Source organism: Streptomyces coffeae (assembly GCF_016741875.1).
Taxonomy (GTDB): Bacteria; Actinomycetota; Actinomycetes; order Streptomycetales; family Streptomycetaceae; genus Streptomyces; species Streptomyces coffeae.
Genome location: NZ_JAERRF010000029.1, coordinates 13,221 through 28,998 on the forward strand (window position 1 = coordinate 13,221; position 15,778 = coordinate 28,998).

A 15,778-nucleotide genomic window follows, 5' to 3' on the forward strand; every position below is an offset into this window, starting at 1 on the left:
AACGCCCCACGCCCTGGAACACGCCCCGGAACACGCCCTGGAACACGCACCACTAACGGGTTGGAGAAAGTGATATGGCCGGTGTCGAGGAACGGCTTCGTGAGTACCTCAAGCGCGTCACCGCGGACCTGTCGGACACCAAGCAGCGCCTGAAGGCGGCCGAGTCCCGGTCCCGGGAGCCCGTCGCCGTCGTCGGCATCGGCTGCCGGCTGCCCGGTGGTGTCGCCTCTCCGGAGGACTTCTGGCGGCTGCTGTCCGAAGGGCAGGACGCCGTCGGGGAGTTCCCCGACGACCGTGGCTGGGACCCGGACATGTACGACCCGGATCCGGACGCCACCGGCAAGTCGTACGCGAAGGAGGGGGCGTTCGTCCGCGACGCTGCCGACTTCGACGCCGACCTGTTCGGGATATCGCCCCGCGAGGCGCTGACCATGGACCCGCAGCAGCGGATGCTGCTCGAGACGTCCTGGGAGGCGATCGAGCGAGCCGGCATCGACCCGGCTTCGTTGCACGGCAGGGATGTCGGCGTCTTCGCGGGCGCCGCCGCCTCCGGCTACATCTCCGGCCGCCAGGTCCCGGACACCGCCGAGGGGTACGCCATCACCGGCGGGTCCTCGAGCGTGCTGTCCGGGCGCATCGCCTACACCCTCGGCCTGGAGGGCCCGGCGGTGACGGTGGACACGGCGTGCTCCTCGTCGCTGGTCGCCCTGCACCTGGCGGCCCAGGCGCTGCGCAACGGCGAGTGCTCGCTGGCCCTGGCCGGCGGCGTGTCGGTGCTGGTCAGCCCGTACCCGTTCATCGGCTTCAGCCGGCAGCGCGGGCTCGCCCCCGACGGCCGCTGCAAGCCGTTCTCCGACAGCGCCGATGGCACCGGCTGGGGCGAGGGCGCCGGCGTCCTCGTCCTGGAGAAGCTGTCCGACGCACGCCGTAACGGACGCCACGTGCTCGCGGTGATCCGTGGCTCGGCGGTGAACCAGGACGGCGCCAGCAGTGGCCTCACCGTGCCCAACGGTCCGGCCCAGCAGCGGGTGATCCGCGCCGCGCTGGCCAACGCGCGGCTGTCCGCGCAGGACGTGGACGCGGTGGAGGCGCACGGCACCGGTACCTCGCTCGGCGACCCGATCGAGGCGCAGGCGCTGATCAACACGTATGGGAAGGACCGCCCCGCCGACCGGCCGCTGTGGCTCGGCTCGGTGAAGTCGAACATCGCGCACACCCAGTCCACGGCGGGCGTCGCCGGTGTCATCAAGGTCGTGCTTGCGCTCCAGCACAACCTGCTGCCCCGGACGCTGCACGTGGACCGGTCGTCGACCAACGTCGACTGGTCCGTGGGTTCCGTCCAGCTCCTGGCCGAGGCCCGCGCCTGGCCGGAGACCGACCGTCCCCGGCGGGCCGGCATCTCCGCTTTCGGCGTGAGCGGCACCAACGCCCACGTCATCGTGGAGCAGGCACCGGCTCCGGAGCAGGCCGAGGAGGCCACCACCCCCGTGCCCGTGGCCGGGGAACTGATCCCGTGGACGCTGTCGTCACGCAGCGCCGACGGCGTGGCAGCACAGGCGGCCCGCCTTGCCGACCACCTGGACGCCCACCCCGAACTCGACTTGCTCGACGCCGGGTTCTCGCTCGGCACCACGCGCTCCGCACTGCCGCACCGGGCCGTCCTTACCGTGCGGAACCGGGACGAACTTCTCGCGGGTCTGCGGGCCCTGGCAGGTGAGCCGGACGGAGCCACGGCGGCCGAGGTCCAGCGCGGGGTGGCCCGCGGCAGCGCCCGGACGGTGTTCCTGTTCTCGGGGCAGGGGGCGCAGCGTGTGGGGATGGGGCGTGGTCTGGCGGCTGCGTTCCCGGTGTTTGCGCAGGGGTTGGGGGAGGTGTGTGCGGCGCTGGAGCTTGATCCGGCGGTGTTTGGTGACGGGGAGTTGCTGGGGCAGACGCGGTATGCGCAGGGTGCGTTGTTTGCGTTTGAGGTGGCGTTGTTCCGGTTGTTGGAGAGCTGGGGTGTCAGGGCCGACTTTCTGCTGGGGCATTCGGTTGGTGAGATTGCGGCGGCGCATGTTGCGGGGGTGTTCTCGCTGGCGGATGCGGCGCGGCTGGTGTCTGCGCGGGGTCGGTTGATGCAGGCGTTGCCGGCCGGTGGGGTGATGGTGGCGGTCGAGGCTGCGGAGGCCGAGGCGCGGAGTGCGTTGGAGGGTTATGAGGACCGGGTTTCGGTCGCTGCGGTGAACGGTCCGCGCTCGGTGGTGCTGTCCGGTGCCGGGCAGGCGGTGGAGGAGGTGCTGACCTGCCTCGAGGGCCGGCGCTCGAAGCCGCTCGTGGTCAGCCATGCGTTCCATTCGCCGTTGATGGAGCCGATGCTGGCGGAGTTTCGCGAGGTCGTGGCCTCGATCACGTACGCCCCGCCGCGCATCCCGGTGGTGTGCGATACGACCGGACTGCTGGGGGACGGCGGGGAGTTGAGCACCCCCGAGTACTGGGTGCGGCACGTCCGCGAGGCCGTCCGGTTCGCCGACGGCGTGCGGGCGCTGGCGGATGAGGGTGCCGATGTGTTCGTGGAGGTGGGTCCCTCCGGGGTCCTGACCGCGATGGCACAGGACACCCTCGACGAGGTGTCCGGCGAGAGCACCGCCGTCGCGCTGGCCCGCAAGGACCGGGACGAGGTCGACGCGCTGGTCGGTGGCGTGCTGCGTGCCTACGCGCACGGCACCCCGCTCGACTGGGCGGCCCTCCTGCCGGGCGCCCGGCGGGTGGACCTGCCGACGTACGCGTTCCAGCGCAGCCGTTACTGGTTGGACGGGGACGACGGCGCGGCCGCCGATGCGACGGCCCTCGGCCTCGGGGACCCCGAGCACCCGCTGCTCGGCGCCGCCGTGCCCCTCGCCGACGGGCAGGGCGCGGTGCTCACCACACGGCTGAGCCTGCGCACCCACCCGTGGCTGGCCGGGCACGAGATCGGCGGGACAGTGCTGCTGCCCGGCGCCGCCCTGGTCGAGATGGCGCTACGTGCCGGGCACGAGATCGGCTGCGACCGGGTCGAGGAACTGACCTTGGAAATGCCGGTGATGATCCCCCGCGAGGGAAGCGTGACCCTGCAGATCCGGGTGGGCGCCGAGGACGAGGCCGGCTGGCGGCCGCTGACGGTGCACTCGCAGGCAGGGCCCTACGAGGAGTGGGTCCGGCACGTGAGCGGCGCGCTGAGCGCCGACGCGGCACAGCCCGAGGCCGACCTGACGGCCTGGCCGCCGCCGGGCGCGCACCGACTCGACCTGGACATCGACGGGTTCTACGCCGCGTACCAGCGCCTCGGCTACCACTACGGCCCCTCCTTCCGGGGCCTCAAGGCCGCCTGGACGCGGGGCGAGGAGATCTTCGCCGAGGTGGCACTGCCGGATGAGGAGCTTGCCGCGGCCGGCGAGTTCACGCTGCACCCCGCGCTGCTCGACGCCTGCCTGCAGTCCGCCGGGGTCGGGTCGTTCTTCGACAGCGGCGGCTCGATGCGGCTGCCGTTCGCGTGGAGCGGTGTCTCCGTGTACGCGGGGGGTGCCGCCGCCGTGCGGGTGCGGGTGACGTCGTCGGGTCCGGACGCGGTCACCTTCGACCTGGCCGACCCGACGGGCGCGCCGGTGGCCCGGGTGGAGCGGCTGCTGATCCCGGAGATGACCCCGGAGCAACTGGAGCGGGTCAGCGCGGAGGAGAAGGACAAGCCGCTCCGGCTCGACTGGGTGCCGGTGGTGGCGCAGAGCACACCAGTGGCCGCCGACCGGTGGACCGTTCTCGGCCCGCAGGGTCTGGTCGGCCTGGAGGGCGCGCCCGTACCGGAGTTCACGGTCCTCGAGTGCGCCGCGGACGGCGTCGGGGACGACCTGCCGGCCGCCGCGCGGGCGCACACCGGCGCGGTGCTGACGGTGTTGCAGACCTGGCTGGAGGGGGAACGGTTCGCCGACAGCCATCTGGTCGTCGTCACGCGCGACGCGGTCGGAACCGCCGCTGCCGAAGTGGGCGACCCGGCCCAGGCCGCCGTGTGGGGCCTGGTGCGCTCCGCCCAGTCCGAGAATCCGGGCCGGTTCCTGCTGCTCGACCTGGAGCCCGGCACCGACCTCGCCGCGGTCCTGCCCACCGCCCTTGCCACCGGAGAGATGCAGCTCGCCGTCCGCGCCGACGAACCGCTGGCTCCGCGCCTGATGCGCTCCGCCGCCCGCGGCGCGCTGGTGCCGCCCGCCGGCGCCGCGTGGCGGATGGACGTGACCACCCCCGGCACGCTGGACAACCTCGCCCTGCTCCCGGCCTCCCGGGCCGAGGACCCGCTCGGCACGCAGGAGGTACGCATTTCGGTGCGTGCGGCGGGTGTCAACTTCCGCGACGTACTGCTCGCGTTGGGCATGTACCCGGGCCGGGCGTTCATGGGTGGCGAGGGCGCCGGTGTGGTCACCGAAGTCGGCGCCGAGGTGACCGGTCTGCGAGTCGGGGACCGGGTGACGGGCATCCTCTCGGAGGCCTTCGGTCCGACGGTGGTGGCGGACAGCCGCTCCGTCGTGTGCTTCCCCGACGAGTGGAGCTTCGAGCAGGCCGCTTCCGTGCCGGTGGCCTTCGCCACCGCGTACTACGGCCTGATGGACCTGGCCGGCCTGAAGGCGGGCGAGGCAGTGCTGGTGCACTCGGCCGCCGGCGGTGTCGGCATGGCTGCCGTGCAGCTTGCCCGGCAGCTGGGCGCCGAGGTGTTCGGCACCGCCAGCCCCGGCAAGTGGGGCACACTGCGCGCCGCCGGCCTGGACGATGCCCACATCGCCTCCTCCCGCACCACGGACTTCGAGCAGGCGTTCGGGGAGACGGCCCGGGGCCGCGGTGTGGATGTCGTCCTCAACAGCCTGACCGGCGAATTCGTCGACGCCTCGCTGCGGTTGCTGCCGCATGGCGGCCGGTTCATCGAGATGGGCAAGGCCGACCTGCGGGACGCCGATCGCGTCGCCGAGCAGCACCCGGGCGTCGGGTACCGGTTCTTCGATCTGATCGACGCCGGGCTCGACCGGTTCCAGGAAATCCTGGGCACCATCATCGGGCTGTTCCGGGACGGAGTACTGCACCATCTCCCGCTCAGCACCTGGGACGTACGCCACGGGCCCGACGCCTTCCGGCACATCAGCCAGGCCCGGCACACCGGCAAGGTCGTGCTCACCATGCCTCCGGTCTGGGACCCGGAGGGCACCGTCCTCGTCACCGGCGGCACCGGCACCCTTGGCGCGCTGACCGCCCGCCATCTGGTGACCGCGCGCGGGGTGCGCCACCTGGTGCTGGTCAGCCGGCGTGGCGCCGACGCACCGGGCGCCGCCGCACTGCGCGAGGAACTCACTGCCGCGGGCGCCGACGTCACGGTCACCGCGTGCGACCTCGCCGACGCCGAGGCGGTGCGGCGCCTGGTGGCCGGTCTGGCCCAGGCGCACCCGCTGACCGCCGTGGTGCACACCGCGGGCGTGGTCGACGACGGCGTGCTGGCGTCGCTCACCGCGGAGCGCATCGACACGGTGTTCCGCGCCAAGGTCGACGCCGCGGTCAATCTGCGGGCGGCGACCCGCGACCTCGACCTGGCGGGCTTCGTCCTGTTCTCATCCGCGTCCGGTGTCTTCGGCAGCCCCGGGCAGGCCAACTACGCGGCCGCCAACGTCTTCCTGGACGCCTTCGCACACCGCTGCCGGGCCGAGGGTCTGCCAGCGGTCTCGCTGGCCTGGGGCCTGTGGGCCGAGGCGAGCGGCATGACCGGGCAACTCGGCGGCGAGGACCGGGCCCGTCTCTCCCGCGGCGGTCTGGCACCGCTCACCAACGAGCAGGGGCTCGAACTCCTCGAGGCGGCAATCCTGGAGGATCAGCCGCTGCTCGTACCGGTCCGGCTGGAACGGTCGGTACTGCGCAAGCAGGCAGGCGACGGCACCCTGCCGCCGCTGCTGAGCCGCCTGGTGCGGGCGCCCGCCCGCAGGGCCGCGGCCGGTCCTGCGCAGAGCGAGGGCCCGACCCTGGTCCAGCGGCTGAGCAGGGTGCCCGCGACCGAGCACGAACGCCTGGTGGTGGAGTTGGTCCGCGGTGACCTGGCGGCGGTCCTCGGCCACTCCTCGCCCGCGGGCATCGATCCGACCCGGTCCTTCCAGGACATGGGCATCGACTCCCTCACCGCCGTCGAGCTGCGCAACCGGCTCAACGGCGCCACCGGCTTGCGGCTGCCTGCCTCCCTGGTCTTCGACCACCCGACCCCCCAGGCCCTGGCACGGCACATCCTCGCCGAGGTGGCACCGGACGGCACCACCGGGGCCGAGGCCGCCGCGGGCTCCCTGACCGACGCCGAGATCTGGCGGACCATCACCTCCGTGCCGCTGGACCGCATCCGCCAGTCCGGTGTCCTGGACACCCTGCTCCGCCTCGCCACCGAGGACGGTCCCGGCGACGGCACGACAGAGCACACGGACGAGCCGGAGGGGACGTCCATCGCCGAGATGGACGTGGACGACCTCGTCCGCGTCGCCCTCGGCGACGCCACCGACACAGACCCACAGAACGACACCGAAGGGACGTACGCAGAATGAGCAGCGCATCCGCGGACAAGGTGGTCGAGGCGCTGCGTGCGTCGCTCACGGAGAACGAGCGCCTGCGCAGGCAGAACCGGGACATGTCCGAGGCCTCCCGGGAACCCGTCGCCATCGTCAGCATGGCCTGCCGCTACCCGGGCGGGGTCAGAACCCCCGAGGACCTGTGGCAGTTGGTGCTCGAAGGCCGCGACGCCGTCGGCCCGCTCCCCGACGACCGCGGCTGGGACCTCGAGGCCCTCTACGACCCGGACCCCGACGCGCAGGGCAAGACGTACGTCCGCGAGGGCGCCTTCCTGTACGACGCGGGAGACTTCGACGCCGAGGTCTTCGGCGTTTCCCCGCACGAGGCACTGGCGATGGACCCGCAGCAGCGCGTCCTGATGGAAACCTCCTGGGAGCTCCTGGAGCGGGCCCGCATCGCCCCCGACTCGCTGCGCGGCACGCCCGTCGGCGTCTTCACCGGCGGCGTCGGCACCGACTACATCTCCCGGCACTACGCCATGGGCGCGCCCGAGGTGCCGGGCGGCGTCGAGGGCCACGCCATGACCGGCAGCGCCTCCAGCGTCTTCAGCGGCCGCATCGCCTTCACCTACGGCTTCGAGGGGCCGGCCGTGACGGTGGACACGGCGTGCTCGTCGTCCCTGGTCGCGCTGCACATGGCCGCCCAGTCGCTGCGGCAGGGCGAGTGCAACCTCGCCTTTGCCGGCGGCGTCGCCGTACTGCCCAACCCCGGCACCTTCGTCGGGTTCAGTCGCCAGCGCGGTCTGTCCCCGGACGGCCGCTGCAAGGCGTTCTCCGCGTCCGCCGACGGTACGGGCTGGGGCGAGGGCGCCGGCCTGGTCCTCCTGGAGCGGCTGTCCGACGCACGCCGCAACGGCCGACAGGTGCTCGCCGTGGTGCGTGGCTCCGCGATCAACCAGGACGGCGCCAGCAACGGCCTCACCGCCCCCAACGGCCCCTCCCAGCAGCGCGTCATCCGCGCCGCGCTCGCCAACGCCCGGCTCAAGCCGCAGGACGTGGACGCGGTCGAGGCGCACGGCACCGGCACCCCGCTGGGCGACCCGATCGAGGCGCAGGCCTTGCAGGCCACATACGGCAAGGGGCGGGATGCGGACAAGCCGCTGTGGCTCGGCTCCGTCAAGTCGAACATCGCCCACCCGCAGGCCGCGGCCGGCGTCGCCGGCGTGATCAAGGCGGTGATGGCGATGCGGCACGGCATCCTGCCCAAGACGCTGCACGCCGAAGAGCGGTCCTCGCACATCGACTGGTCCGCGGGCGCCGTCGGACTGCTCACGCAGCAGTGCGACTGGCCCGAGCGGGGACGCCCGCGCCGTATCGGTGTGTCGTCCTTCGGGATCAGCGGCACCAACGCCCACGCCATCCTGGAGCAGGCTCCCGAGCAGCCCGAGCCCGAGCGCACCGCCGAGGCGCCCGCAGGCGCAGTGGTGCCGTGGGTGCTGTCGGGGCGAAGTGCCGAGGCGCTGCGCGGGCAGGCAGCGCGCCTTGCCGCGTACGTGGCCGACCGGCCGGAGGCGGACCCCATCGACGTGGGCCATTCGCTGGTGACGACCCGGTCCGCGCTGGAGCACCGCGCGGTGGTGGTCGCCGCTGACGGCACAGCGCAGTCACTGCAGGCCGGCCTCGCCGTGCTGGCCGCCGGGGAGACCACCGCCGGTGTGGTGCGCGGCGTGGCCCGCGGCGGAGTGCGCCCGGTACTGGTGTTCCCGGGGCAGGGCTCGCAGTGGGTCGGCATGGCCGAGGGCCTGCTGGCGGCGTCACCCGCGTTCGCCCGCCGGATCGCCGAGTGCGAGCAGGCGCTGGCCCCGCACGTGGACTGGTCGTTGACCGAGGTCCTGACCGGCGGCGGGGCGACCGCGCCGCTCCTGGAACGGGTCGACGTGGTGCAGCCGGTGCTGTGGGCGGTGATGGTGTCGCTGGCCGAGGCGTGGCGCTCGGTCGGCGTGGTCCCGGCCGCGGTCGTCGGGCACTCCCAGGGCGAGATCGCCGCCGCGTGCGTAGCCGGCGGTCTCACACTGGAGGACGCGGCGCGCGTGGTGGCGCTTCGCGCCCGGGCGCTTGTGGCGTTGCAGGGGCAGGGCGGGATGGCCTCGATCGCGGTGTCGCGGGCGCGCACCGAGGAGATCCTCGCGCCGTACGGGGATCGGCTGTCGGTCGCGGCGGCCAACGGCCCCGAATCGACGGTGGTGTCCGGCGACACGGACGCACTGGACGAACTGGTCGAGTCTGCCGAAGAGTTGGGGGTGCACGCCCGGCGGGTTCCGGTGTCGTACGCCTCGCACTGCGCCCATGTCGAGCGGATTCAGGACGAGTTGACGGACGTCCTGGCCGCGATCCGCCCGCAGACCTCCGCGGTGCCGTTCTTCTCGACAGTGACGGGGGACTGGCAGGACACGGCGGGCATGGACGCGGAGTACTGGTTCCGCAACCTGCGCCGGCCGGTGGAGTTCGAGTCGGCCACGCGGTCGCTGCTCGAGCAGGGCTACAGCGTGTTCGTGGAGTCCAGTGCACACCCCGTCCTGGTCAACGGCCTCCTGGAGACCATCGAGGACAGCGGCTTGCCCGGCACGGCCGTCGGTTCGCTGCGGCGCGACGAGGGCGGCTGGGACCGGTTCCTGACCTCGGCCGCCGAGGTGTACACCCAGGGCGTCGACGTCGACTGGGCCGGGCCCCTGGCCGGCGGCCGCCCGGTCGACCTGCCTACGTACGCCTTCCAGCGCAAGCGGCTGTGGCTGACGACCGAACCTCCCGTGCGGCCCGGCGACGACACCCACGACGAGGCCACCGCCGCCTTCTGGGAGGCGGTCGAGCGCGAGGACCTCGACGGGCTCGCCGCCACCCTGCAGCCCGGTGCCGGTGCCGATGTCCGCGCCTCCCTCGGGGCGCTGCTGCCGGCCCTGTCCGCCTGGCGGCGCGAGCGGCGCAAGGAGAACACCGTCGACGCCTGGCGGTACCGGGTCGCCTGGCACCCGCTGGGTGTCTCCGCACCGTCCGCCGACGCGCTCGCCGGCGGTACGTGGCTACTCGTGCACCCCGTGGACGGGCCGCGGGACGCCTGGATCGACGCGGCGGCCCAGGCGCTCGGCGCCGCCGGCGCCGACGTCCGCACGGTGGCCCTGGACACCGCGGCCCCCGATCGCGCGGCTTGGGCGCAGCGCCTGGCCTCCGAGGGCCCCTTGGCCGGCGTACTGTCCCTGCTCGCCCTGGACGACGCGCCGCTCGGCGGCAACCCGGTGCTGACCCAGGGAGCCGCAGCCGTACTCACCCTGTTCCAGGCGCTCGGCGACGCCGACGTCAAGGGCAGGCTGTGGTGCGCGACCCGCGGCGCGGTCGGCGTGAGCGGTGCCGACCGCGCGCAGAACGCGGCGCAGGCCCAGATCTGGGGCTTCGGCCGGGTCGCCGCGCTGGAGCAGCCAGCCCGCTGGGGCGGTCTGGTCGACCTGCCGGCCGGTCCGGACACCCGGGCGGCCGGCCGCCTGTGCGGCATCCTCGCCGCCGGTGGCGAGGAGGATCAGTTGGCGCTGCGGCCGTCGGGTGTGTTCGTGCGGCGGCTGGTACATGCACCGCTGGTGGAGACGCCGGCCGGCCAGTGGCAGGTGCGGGGGACCGTGCTCGTCACCGGTGGTACCGGCGGTCTCGGCGGGCATGTGGCGCGGTGGCTGGCCGGGCAAGGCGCGGAGCACCTCGTGCTGACCAGCCGCCGCGGTCCCCACGCCCCGGGCGCGGCCGAACTGCGCGACGAACTGGAGCAGTCGGGCGTCCGCGTGACCGTCGCCGCCTGCGACGTGGCCGACCGGGAGGCGCTCGCCGCGCTCCTGGACGGGCTCCGGGCCGACGGTTCACCACTGACCGCGGTGGTCCACACAGCCGGCGTGCCAGGCCCGTTCGTCACACTCGCCGACGCCTCGGCCGACGATCTGGCCGAGACGCTCGCCGCGAAGGCGGGCGGCGCCGAGGCGCTGGATGAGCTGCTGGCCGACGAGGAACTGGACGCGTTCGTCCTGTTCTCCTCCAACGCCGGCGTCTGGGGCGGCGCCGGCCAGGGCCCTTACGCGGCGGCCAACGCCCACCTGGACGCGCTGGCCGAGCGGCGGCGCGCCCGCGGCCGAAGGGCACTGTCGGTGGCATGGGGCATGTGGGCCGGGGATGGCCTGGCCTCGGACAAGGGCGTGGAAGACGCCCTGCGCCGGACCGGTCTGCTGCCGATGGAGCCGGTGCTCGCTGTCGCGGCGTTGCAGCAGGCACTGGAGCGGGACATGACCTTCCTGTCGGTCACCGACATGGACTGGGAGCGGTTCGCCGCCGTCTTCACCGCGAACCGGCCGAGCACGCTGCTGAGCAAACTGCCCGAGCTGCGCCGCCCGTCCGCCGCCGGGACAACCGGCGACCGGGGCACCGAGGGCGGCCCGGTCTCCGAGCTGGCCGGGCGCCTGGCCGGCATGTCGGCGGTGGAACAGCAGCGGGTTCTGCTCGACCTGGTCCGCGCCCAGACGGCGGCCGTCGTCGGGTACGACTCCGCGGAGGCCGTCGACCGCGAACGGACGTTCCAGGAGCTCGGCTACAACTCCGTCACCTCGGTGGAACTGCGCAACCGGCTCAGCGATGCGACCGGGCTCAAGCTGCCCGCCTCCCTCGTCTTCGACCATCCGACCCCCACCGCGCTGGCCCGCCGGCTGCGCATCGACCTGGTCGGCGCCGAGGACAGTGAGGTCGGCCAGGACACGGTGGCACCGCTCGCCCTCGTCGACGCCGACCCGATCGCCATCGTCGGCATGAGCTGCCGGCTGCCGGGCGGCGTCGAGTCGCCGGAGGACCTGTGGCGGGTCGTTGCCGACGGTCACGACGTCGTCGGCCCGCTGCCGGAGGACCGCGGCTGGGACGCCGTCGAGAAGCTCACCGAGATGGGCGTCGACATGCCAGGCGGTCGCTGGCTGACCCGGGGCGGGTTCCTGACCGGTGCGACCGAGTTCGACCCGCAGTTCTTCGGTATCTCCGACGCCGAGGCGCTGGCCATGGACCCGCAGCACCGGCTGCTGCTCCAGCTCTCCTGGGAGGCCGCGGAACGTGCCGGAGTGGATCCGCAGACCCTGCGCGGCACCGACACCGGCGTCTACGTCGGTACGTTCTTCCAGCCGTACTGGGCCGGTTCGAACCGCATCGCCGAGGACGTCAAGCCGTACCTGGGCATCGGCATGGTGCCGACGTTCGCCTCGGGCCGCGTCGCGTACCTGATGGGTCTGGAAGGGCCGACGTTCACCGTCGACACCGGCTGCTCCTCGTCCGGTGTCGCCCTGCACCTGGCCTGCCAGGCGCTCGCCCGCGGCGAGTGCTCGGCTGCGCTGGTCGGCGGCGCGACCGTGCTGTCCAGCCCACTGGCCGTACCGGACCTCGGCGGGATGGCCCCCGACGGCCGGTGCAAGCCGTTCTCCGAGGACGCCGACGGCACCGGCTGGGGCGAGGGCGCCGCGGTGCTGATGGTGGAGCGGCTGTCCGACGCGCGCCGCAAGGGGCACGAGGTGCTGGCCGTGATCCGCGGTTCGGCCGTGAACCACAACGGTGAGAGCAACGGCATGTCACCCAAGGGCTCGTCCCAGCAGAAGGTGATCCGCCAGGCGCTGACCGGCGCCGGGCTCACCGCCGACGAGGTCGACGCCGTCGAGGGGCACGGCACCGGCACCCCGCTCGGCGACCCGATCGAGGCGCAGGCCCTGCTCGCCACGTACGGCAGGAACCGGCCCGCCGACCGGCCGCTGTGGCTCGGCACGGTGAAGTCCAACATCGGCCACCCGCAGGCGGCTTCCGGCCTGGTCGGGGTGATCAAAACGGTCCTCTCGATGCGGCACGGGGTGCTGCCGAGGACGCTATCCACCGACACGCCCACCATGCAGGTCGACTGGTCCGGGGGCGGCGTCGCGCTGCTCGCCGAGGACACGCCATGGCCCGAGACGGGGCGGCCGCGCCGCGCCGGAGTGTCCTCGTTCGGAGCCAGCGGCACCAAGGTCCACCTCATCCTCGAACACGAGCCACCCGCAAAGAGCCCCGCCGCACAGGAGAGCGGCGGCCCCGCCGTCCTGCCGTTCCTGGTGTCCTCCCGAAGCGCCGAGGGTCTGCGGGAGCAAGCCCGGCGGCTGCGGGAATCGGTGGCCGGCCGACCCGCGACCGAACTCCGCGACGTCGCCTGGTCACTGGCCACCACACGTACCGCATTCACCCACCGGGCGGCGCTTTTCGCCTCCGGCCGGGACGAACTGCTCGCCGGGCTGGCCGCGCTGGAGAACGGTGAGCCGCTCGACCAGGGCGTGCAGGCCGAGGCCGCGGCCGGGGCCGGTACCGTGTTCGTGTGCGCGGGCGGCATCCAGCCGGGCGTACGCGAGCTGTACGAGCGGTTCCCGCTCTTCGCGGACACCCTCGACGAGGTGTGCGCCCACCTTGACGCCCAACTCCACACCCCGGCGCACCCGGCGGCACTCGCGGCGGAGCGCCCCGCGGACGCGACCCTCGCGGCCGCGGTGGCCTTCGCGCATGAGGTGGCCCTCGCCCAACTGGTGCAGGGCATGGGTGTGACGCCCGATGTGGTCGCCGGGCACGGTCTCGGCGAGGTCGCGGCCGCGTACGTGGCCGGGGCCCTGCCGCTGCCGGACGCGGCGAGCCTGGTCGTCGCGGCGGCCCGGCTCCTTGCGCGGGACGCGCTGCGGGCCGAGGCCGAGGACCTGTTCCGCCGTACGCTCAAGGGCGTGGCGCCGCAACCCGGTTCGGCGCCGCTGGTGCGCGCGAGCACCGGGGAGACCCTCACCGCCGACACCCTGCTCGACCCGGCGCACTGGCAGGCGACGCAGCCGCTGTCCGGGCAGTTGCCCACGCCGGCCGGTGCCACCGCTCTCGTCCGGCTGGACGTCGCGGTGCAGCAGGACGGCCGGGCAGCGGCCGAGCAACTCCTGTGCCTGCTGGCCGGGTTGCACGTGACCGGCGTACCGGTCGCCTGGCGCGAGGCGCTGGTCGGTGCCGGCGCCGAGGGCCGGGTCGTGGACCTGCCCACGTACGCGTTCCGGCGGGATACCTACTGGCTCAACGCCAACCCGGTGGCCCTGCTCGGCGAGACCCTGGAAGGCCGGAACGCCGGCAACTGGGCTGCTCTCGAAGGGGAGGAACTGCTCGACGAGGCCGACCGCAAGGCAGTCGTCGAGGAGTACTTCCGCCGGCTCAACGCGGGCGACCTGGAGGGCGCGGTCGAGATGTTCGCGCCGGACATCCGGATGGAGGACCCGGTCGGCAGCGCGCCGCGGGTCGGCATCGAGGAGGTCAAGGAGTACATAGCCTCGGTCATCAAGGCCAAGTCCGAGATCGAGGTCGGCACCATAGTGGCTGCCCAGGACGGTTCCCGCATCGCGGTGCCGCTGGTGGGCCGCCTCAACCAGCTCGGCACGGGTGACGGCGCCCGCATGGAGATACCGTGCGTCGACGTCATCCGTATCGGCGGCGACGGCAAGATCCGCGAGATCCTGGTGTTCTGGGGCATGACGGACATCACGGTGTGAGGCGTCCCGTGCCGCGGGTCCGGCGCGCCCGGTAAGGCGCCACGGACCCGCGGCACGGAACCTTCGGCAGGGGCCCGTGACAACTCCGGGTGTCCCAGGGTGACGCTCGCGGAGCAGGCCGAGCCTGCTGCATTGCTCACCTCGAGCACCACCTCCACCAGGCGACCGACGAGGCACTGCCACGGCGTCTCGTCCTGGTGTTCCAGCTCGTCGGCCCCTTTTGAGGCGGGCGCCGGGGGCGGATCGGTGCGGGCGCCGACCGCATGCTGGTGCGCGCGGACGATGGTGGAGTCCACGGAGATGTCCCAGTCGACCTCACCGGCCGCGTCGGCCGCAGCCTGGACCTGCTGGAGCAGACGTTCCCACGTACCGTCGGCTGACCACATGCCGGGACACGCATGCCGAGGCATCGCCGTCCTTGAGAACCCGGTGTCATCGATGAGCAGCGCGGTGGGCTTGATGACCGGCTGCATTCGCCAGGCCAGACGGGCCCGTACGTGTGCCGGATCCCACGGGCTGGTGGTGATGAAGCGAGCCAGAGCCTGCCGGTTGGCGTCCTCACCGAGGCGGCCCAGCTCACCGACCTCTACGTCGGCGAGCGGCTCCACATCCCGTCCCTGTCCATTCGGCCCGGCGAGCGGCTGCTGGTGACCGGCCCCAACGGAGCCGGCAAGACCACCCTGACGCGCGTCCTGGCGGGAGAACTCCCACCCGACGGTGGCTCGGTGAACGTCCTCGGACGGGTGGGACATCTGCGCCAGGAGGAAACGCCGTGGCCACCCGGGTTCACCGTCGCCCAGGCATTCGCCGCGGGACGAGGAGGAGGCCTGGACCGGCTCGGGAACCGTTCTCCCAGATCTTGCGTGACCTCTTGATGTGTTGTCGGCTCGTGGTGAGGCGACCGGAGGGGACCAGATGAGAGCGCGGACGATGGTGAGCGTGGCGGTATCGGCTTGTGTGGCGCTGGTGGCGTGCGCGTGCGGTCCGGAGAAGACGAAGGAGGACACGGACGCGAAGCCTTCGCAGCCGTCCGCGTCCACGCGGGCAAAAGAGCCGTCGGCCACGCCGTCCGCGTCCACGCGGACCGAGAAACCGTCGGCCACCCCGACCGGCGACCACCCCGCGCCCAGGACGAAGGAGGGCGCGATCCAGCGGTACGAGCAGTACCTCCACGCCCTGGGCCGTGAGGACATCGACACGGTCTGCGAAGTGGCCGGGCCCGCCGCGAAGAAGGCAGAGGACCAGGGGCTCGGCCCGTGCACCTCGACGTACGCCGCCGTGTTCCAGATGATCTCGCCCGCGCAGAAGAAGGCCCTGCAAACCGCGACGGTCGACCCGCAGCGCATCGCCGTGCGCACGCCCGACAAGATCGAGATGCCGGTCGAAGCGGTCAGGGCCTCCGCCACCTTCTCCGAGAACGACCTCGGCAGCTACACCCTGGAGTACCTCAAGAACGATTGGTACATCACCGACTGAACCCGACGCGCCATACGCGGAGCCGCCCGACGGTAGGAGCAGACGCATTCCCCCGGCCTTCGTGCTGATCAGGTGCCTGATTCGATACGGCACACACGATCGCGCGAAGGCCGCCCGCAAGAGCGGTGAACTACGCAGGCCCGCCTCAAGTGCGAACCCCGTTCGAGAGCCGCGGACAAG

3 protein-coding genes and 2 pseudogenes are annotated in these 15,778 nt (G+C 73.0%); 4 read left to right on the plus strand and 1 reads right to left on the minus strand.

Translation table 11 applies throughout. From position 1 onward, the window contains the following. Positions 1-95 precede the first annotated feature (95 nt). Both JK363_RS33415 and JK363_RS33420 read left to right on the plus strand, forming a co-directional pair. Positions 96-6,566, plus strand: a pseudogene (locus JK363_RS33415) (type I polyketide synthase); the annotation flags it as partial. Further along, a complete protein-coding gene (locus tag JK363_RS33420; protein WP_201881089.1) occupies positions 6,563-14,122 on the plus strand; it encodes a type I polyketide synthase in 7,560 nt (2,519 codons plus the stop codon). The pseudogene JK363_RS33415 and the gene JK363_RS33420, both read left to right, overlap by 4 nt. Positions 14,123-14,370: 248 nt before the next feature. Here JK363_RS33420 and JK363_RS43055 read toward each other — a convergent pair. Then, a pseudogene (locus JK363_RS43055) lies at positions 14,371-14,505 on the minus strand (IS5/IS1182 family transposase); the annotation flags it as partial. Between the two features lie 114 nt (positions 14,506-14,619). On the opposite strand from JK363_RS43055, the gene JK363_RS45185 reads away from it, so the two are divergent. Beyond that, a complete protein-coding gene (locus JK363_RS45185; RefSeq protein WP_504752458.1) occupies positions 14,620-14,997 on the plus strand; it encodes an ATP-binding cassette domain-containing protein in 378 nt (125 codons plus the stop codon). A 40-nt stretch (positions 14,998-15,037) separates the two neighbouring features. Further along, positions 15,038-15,598, plus strand: coding sequence for a hypothetical protein (locus tag JK363_RS43065; protein WP_236076299.1), 561 nt, complete (start codon positions 15,038-15,040; stop codon positions 15,596-15,598). Positions 15,599-15,778 lie beyond the last annotated feature (180 nt).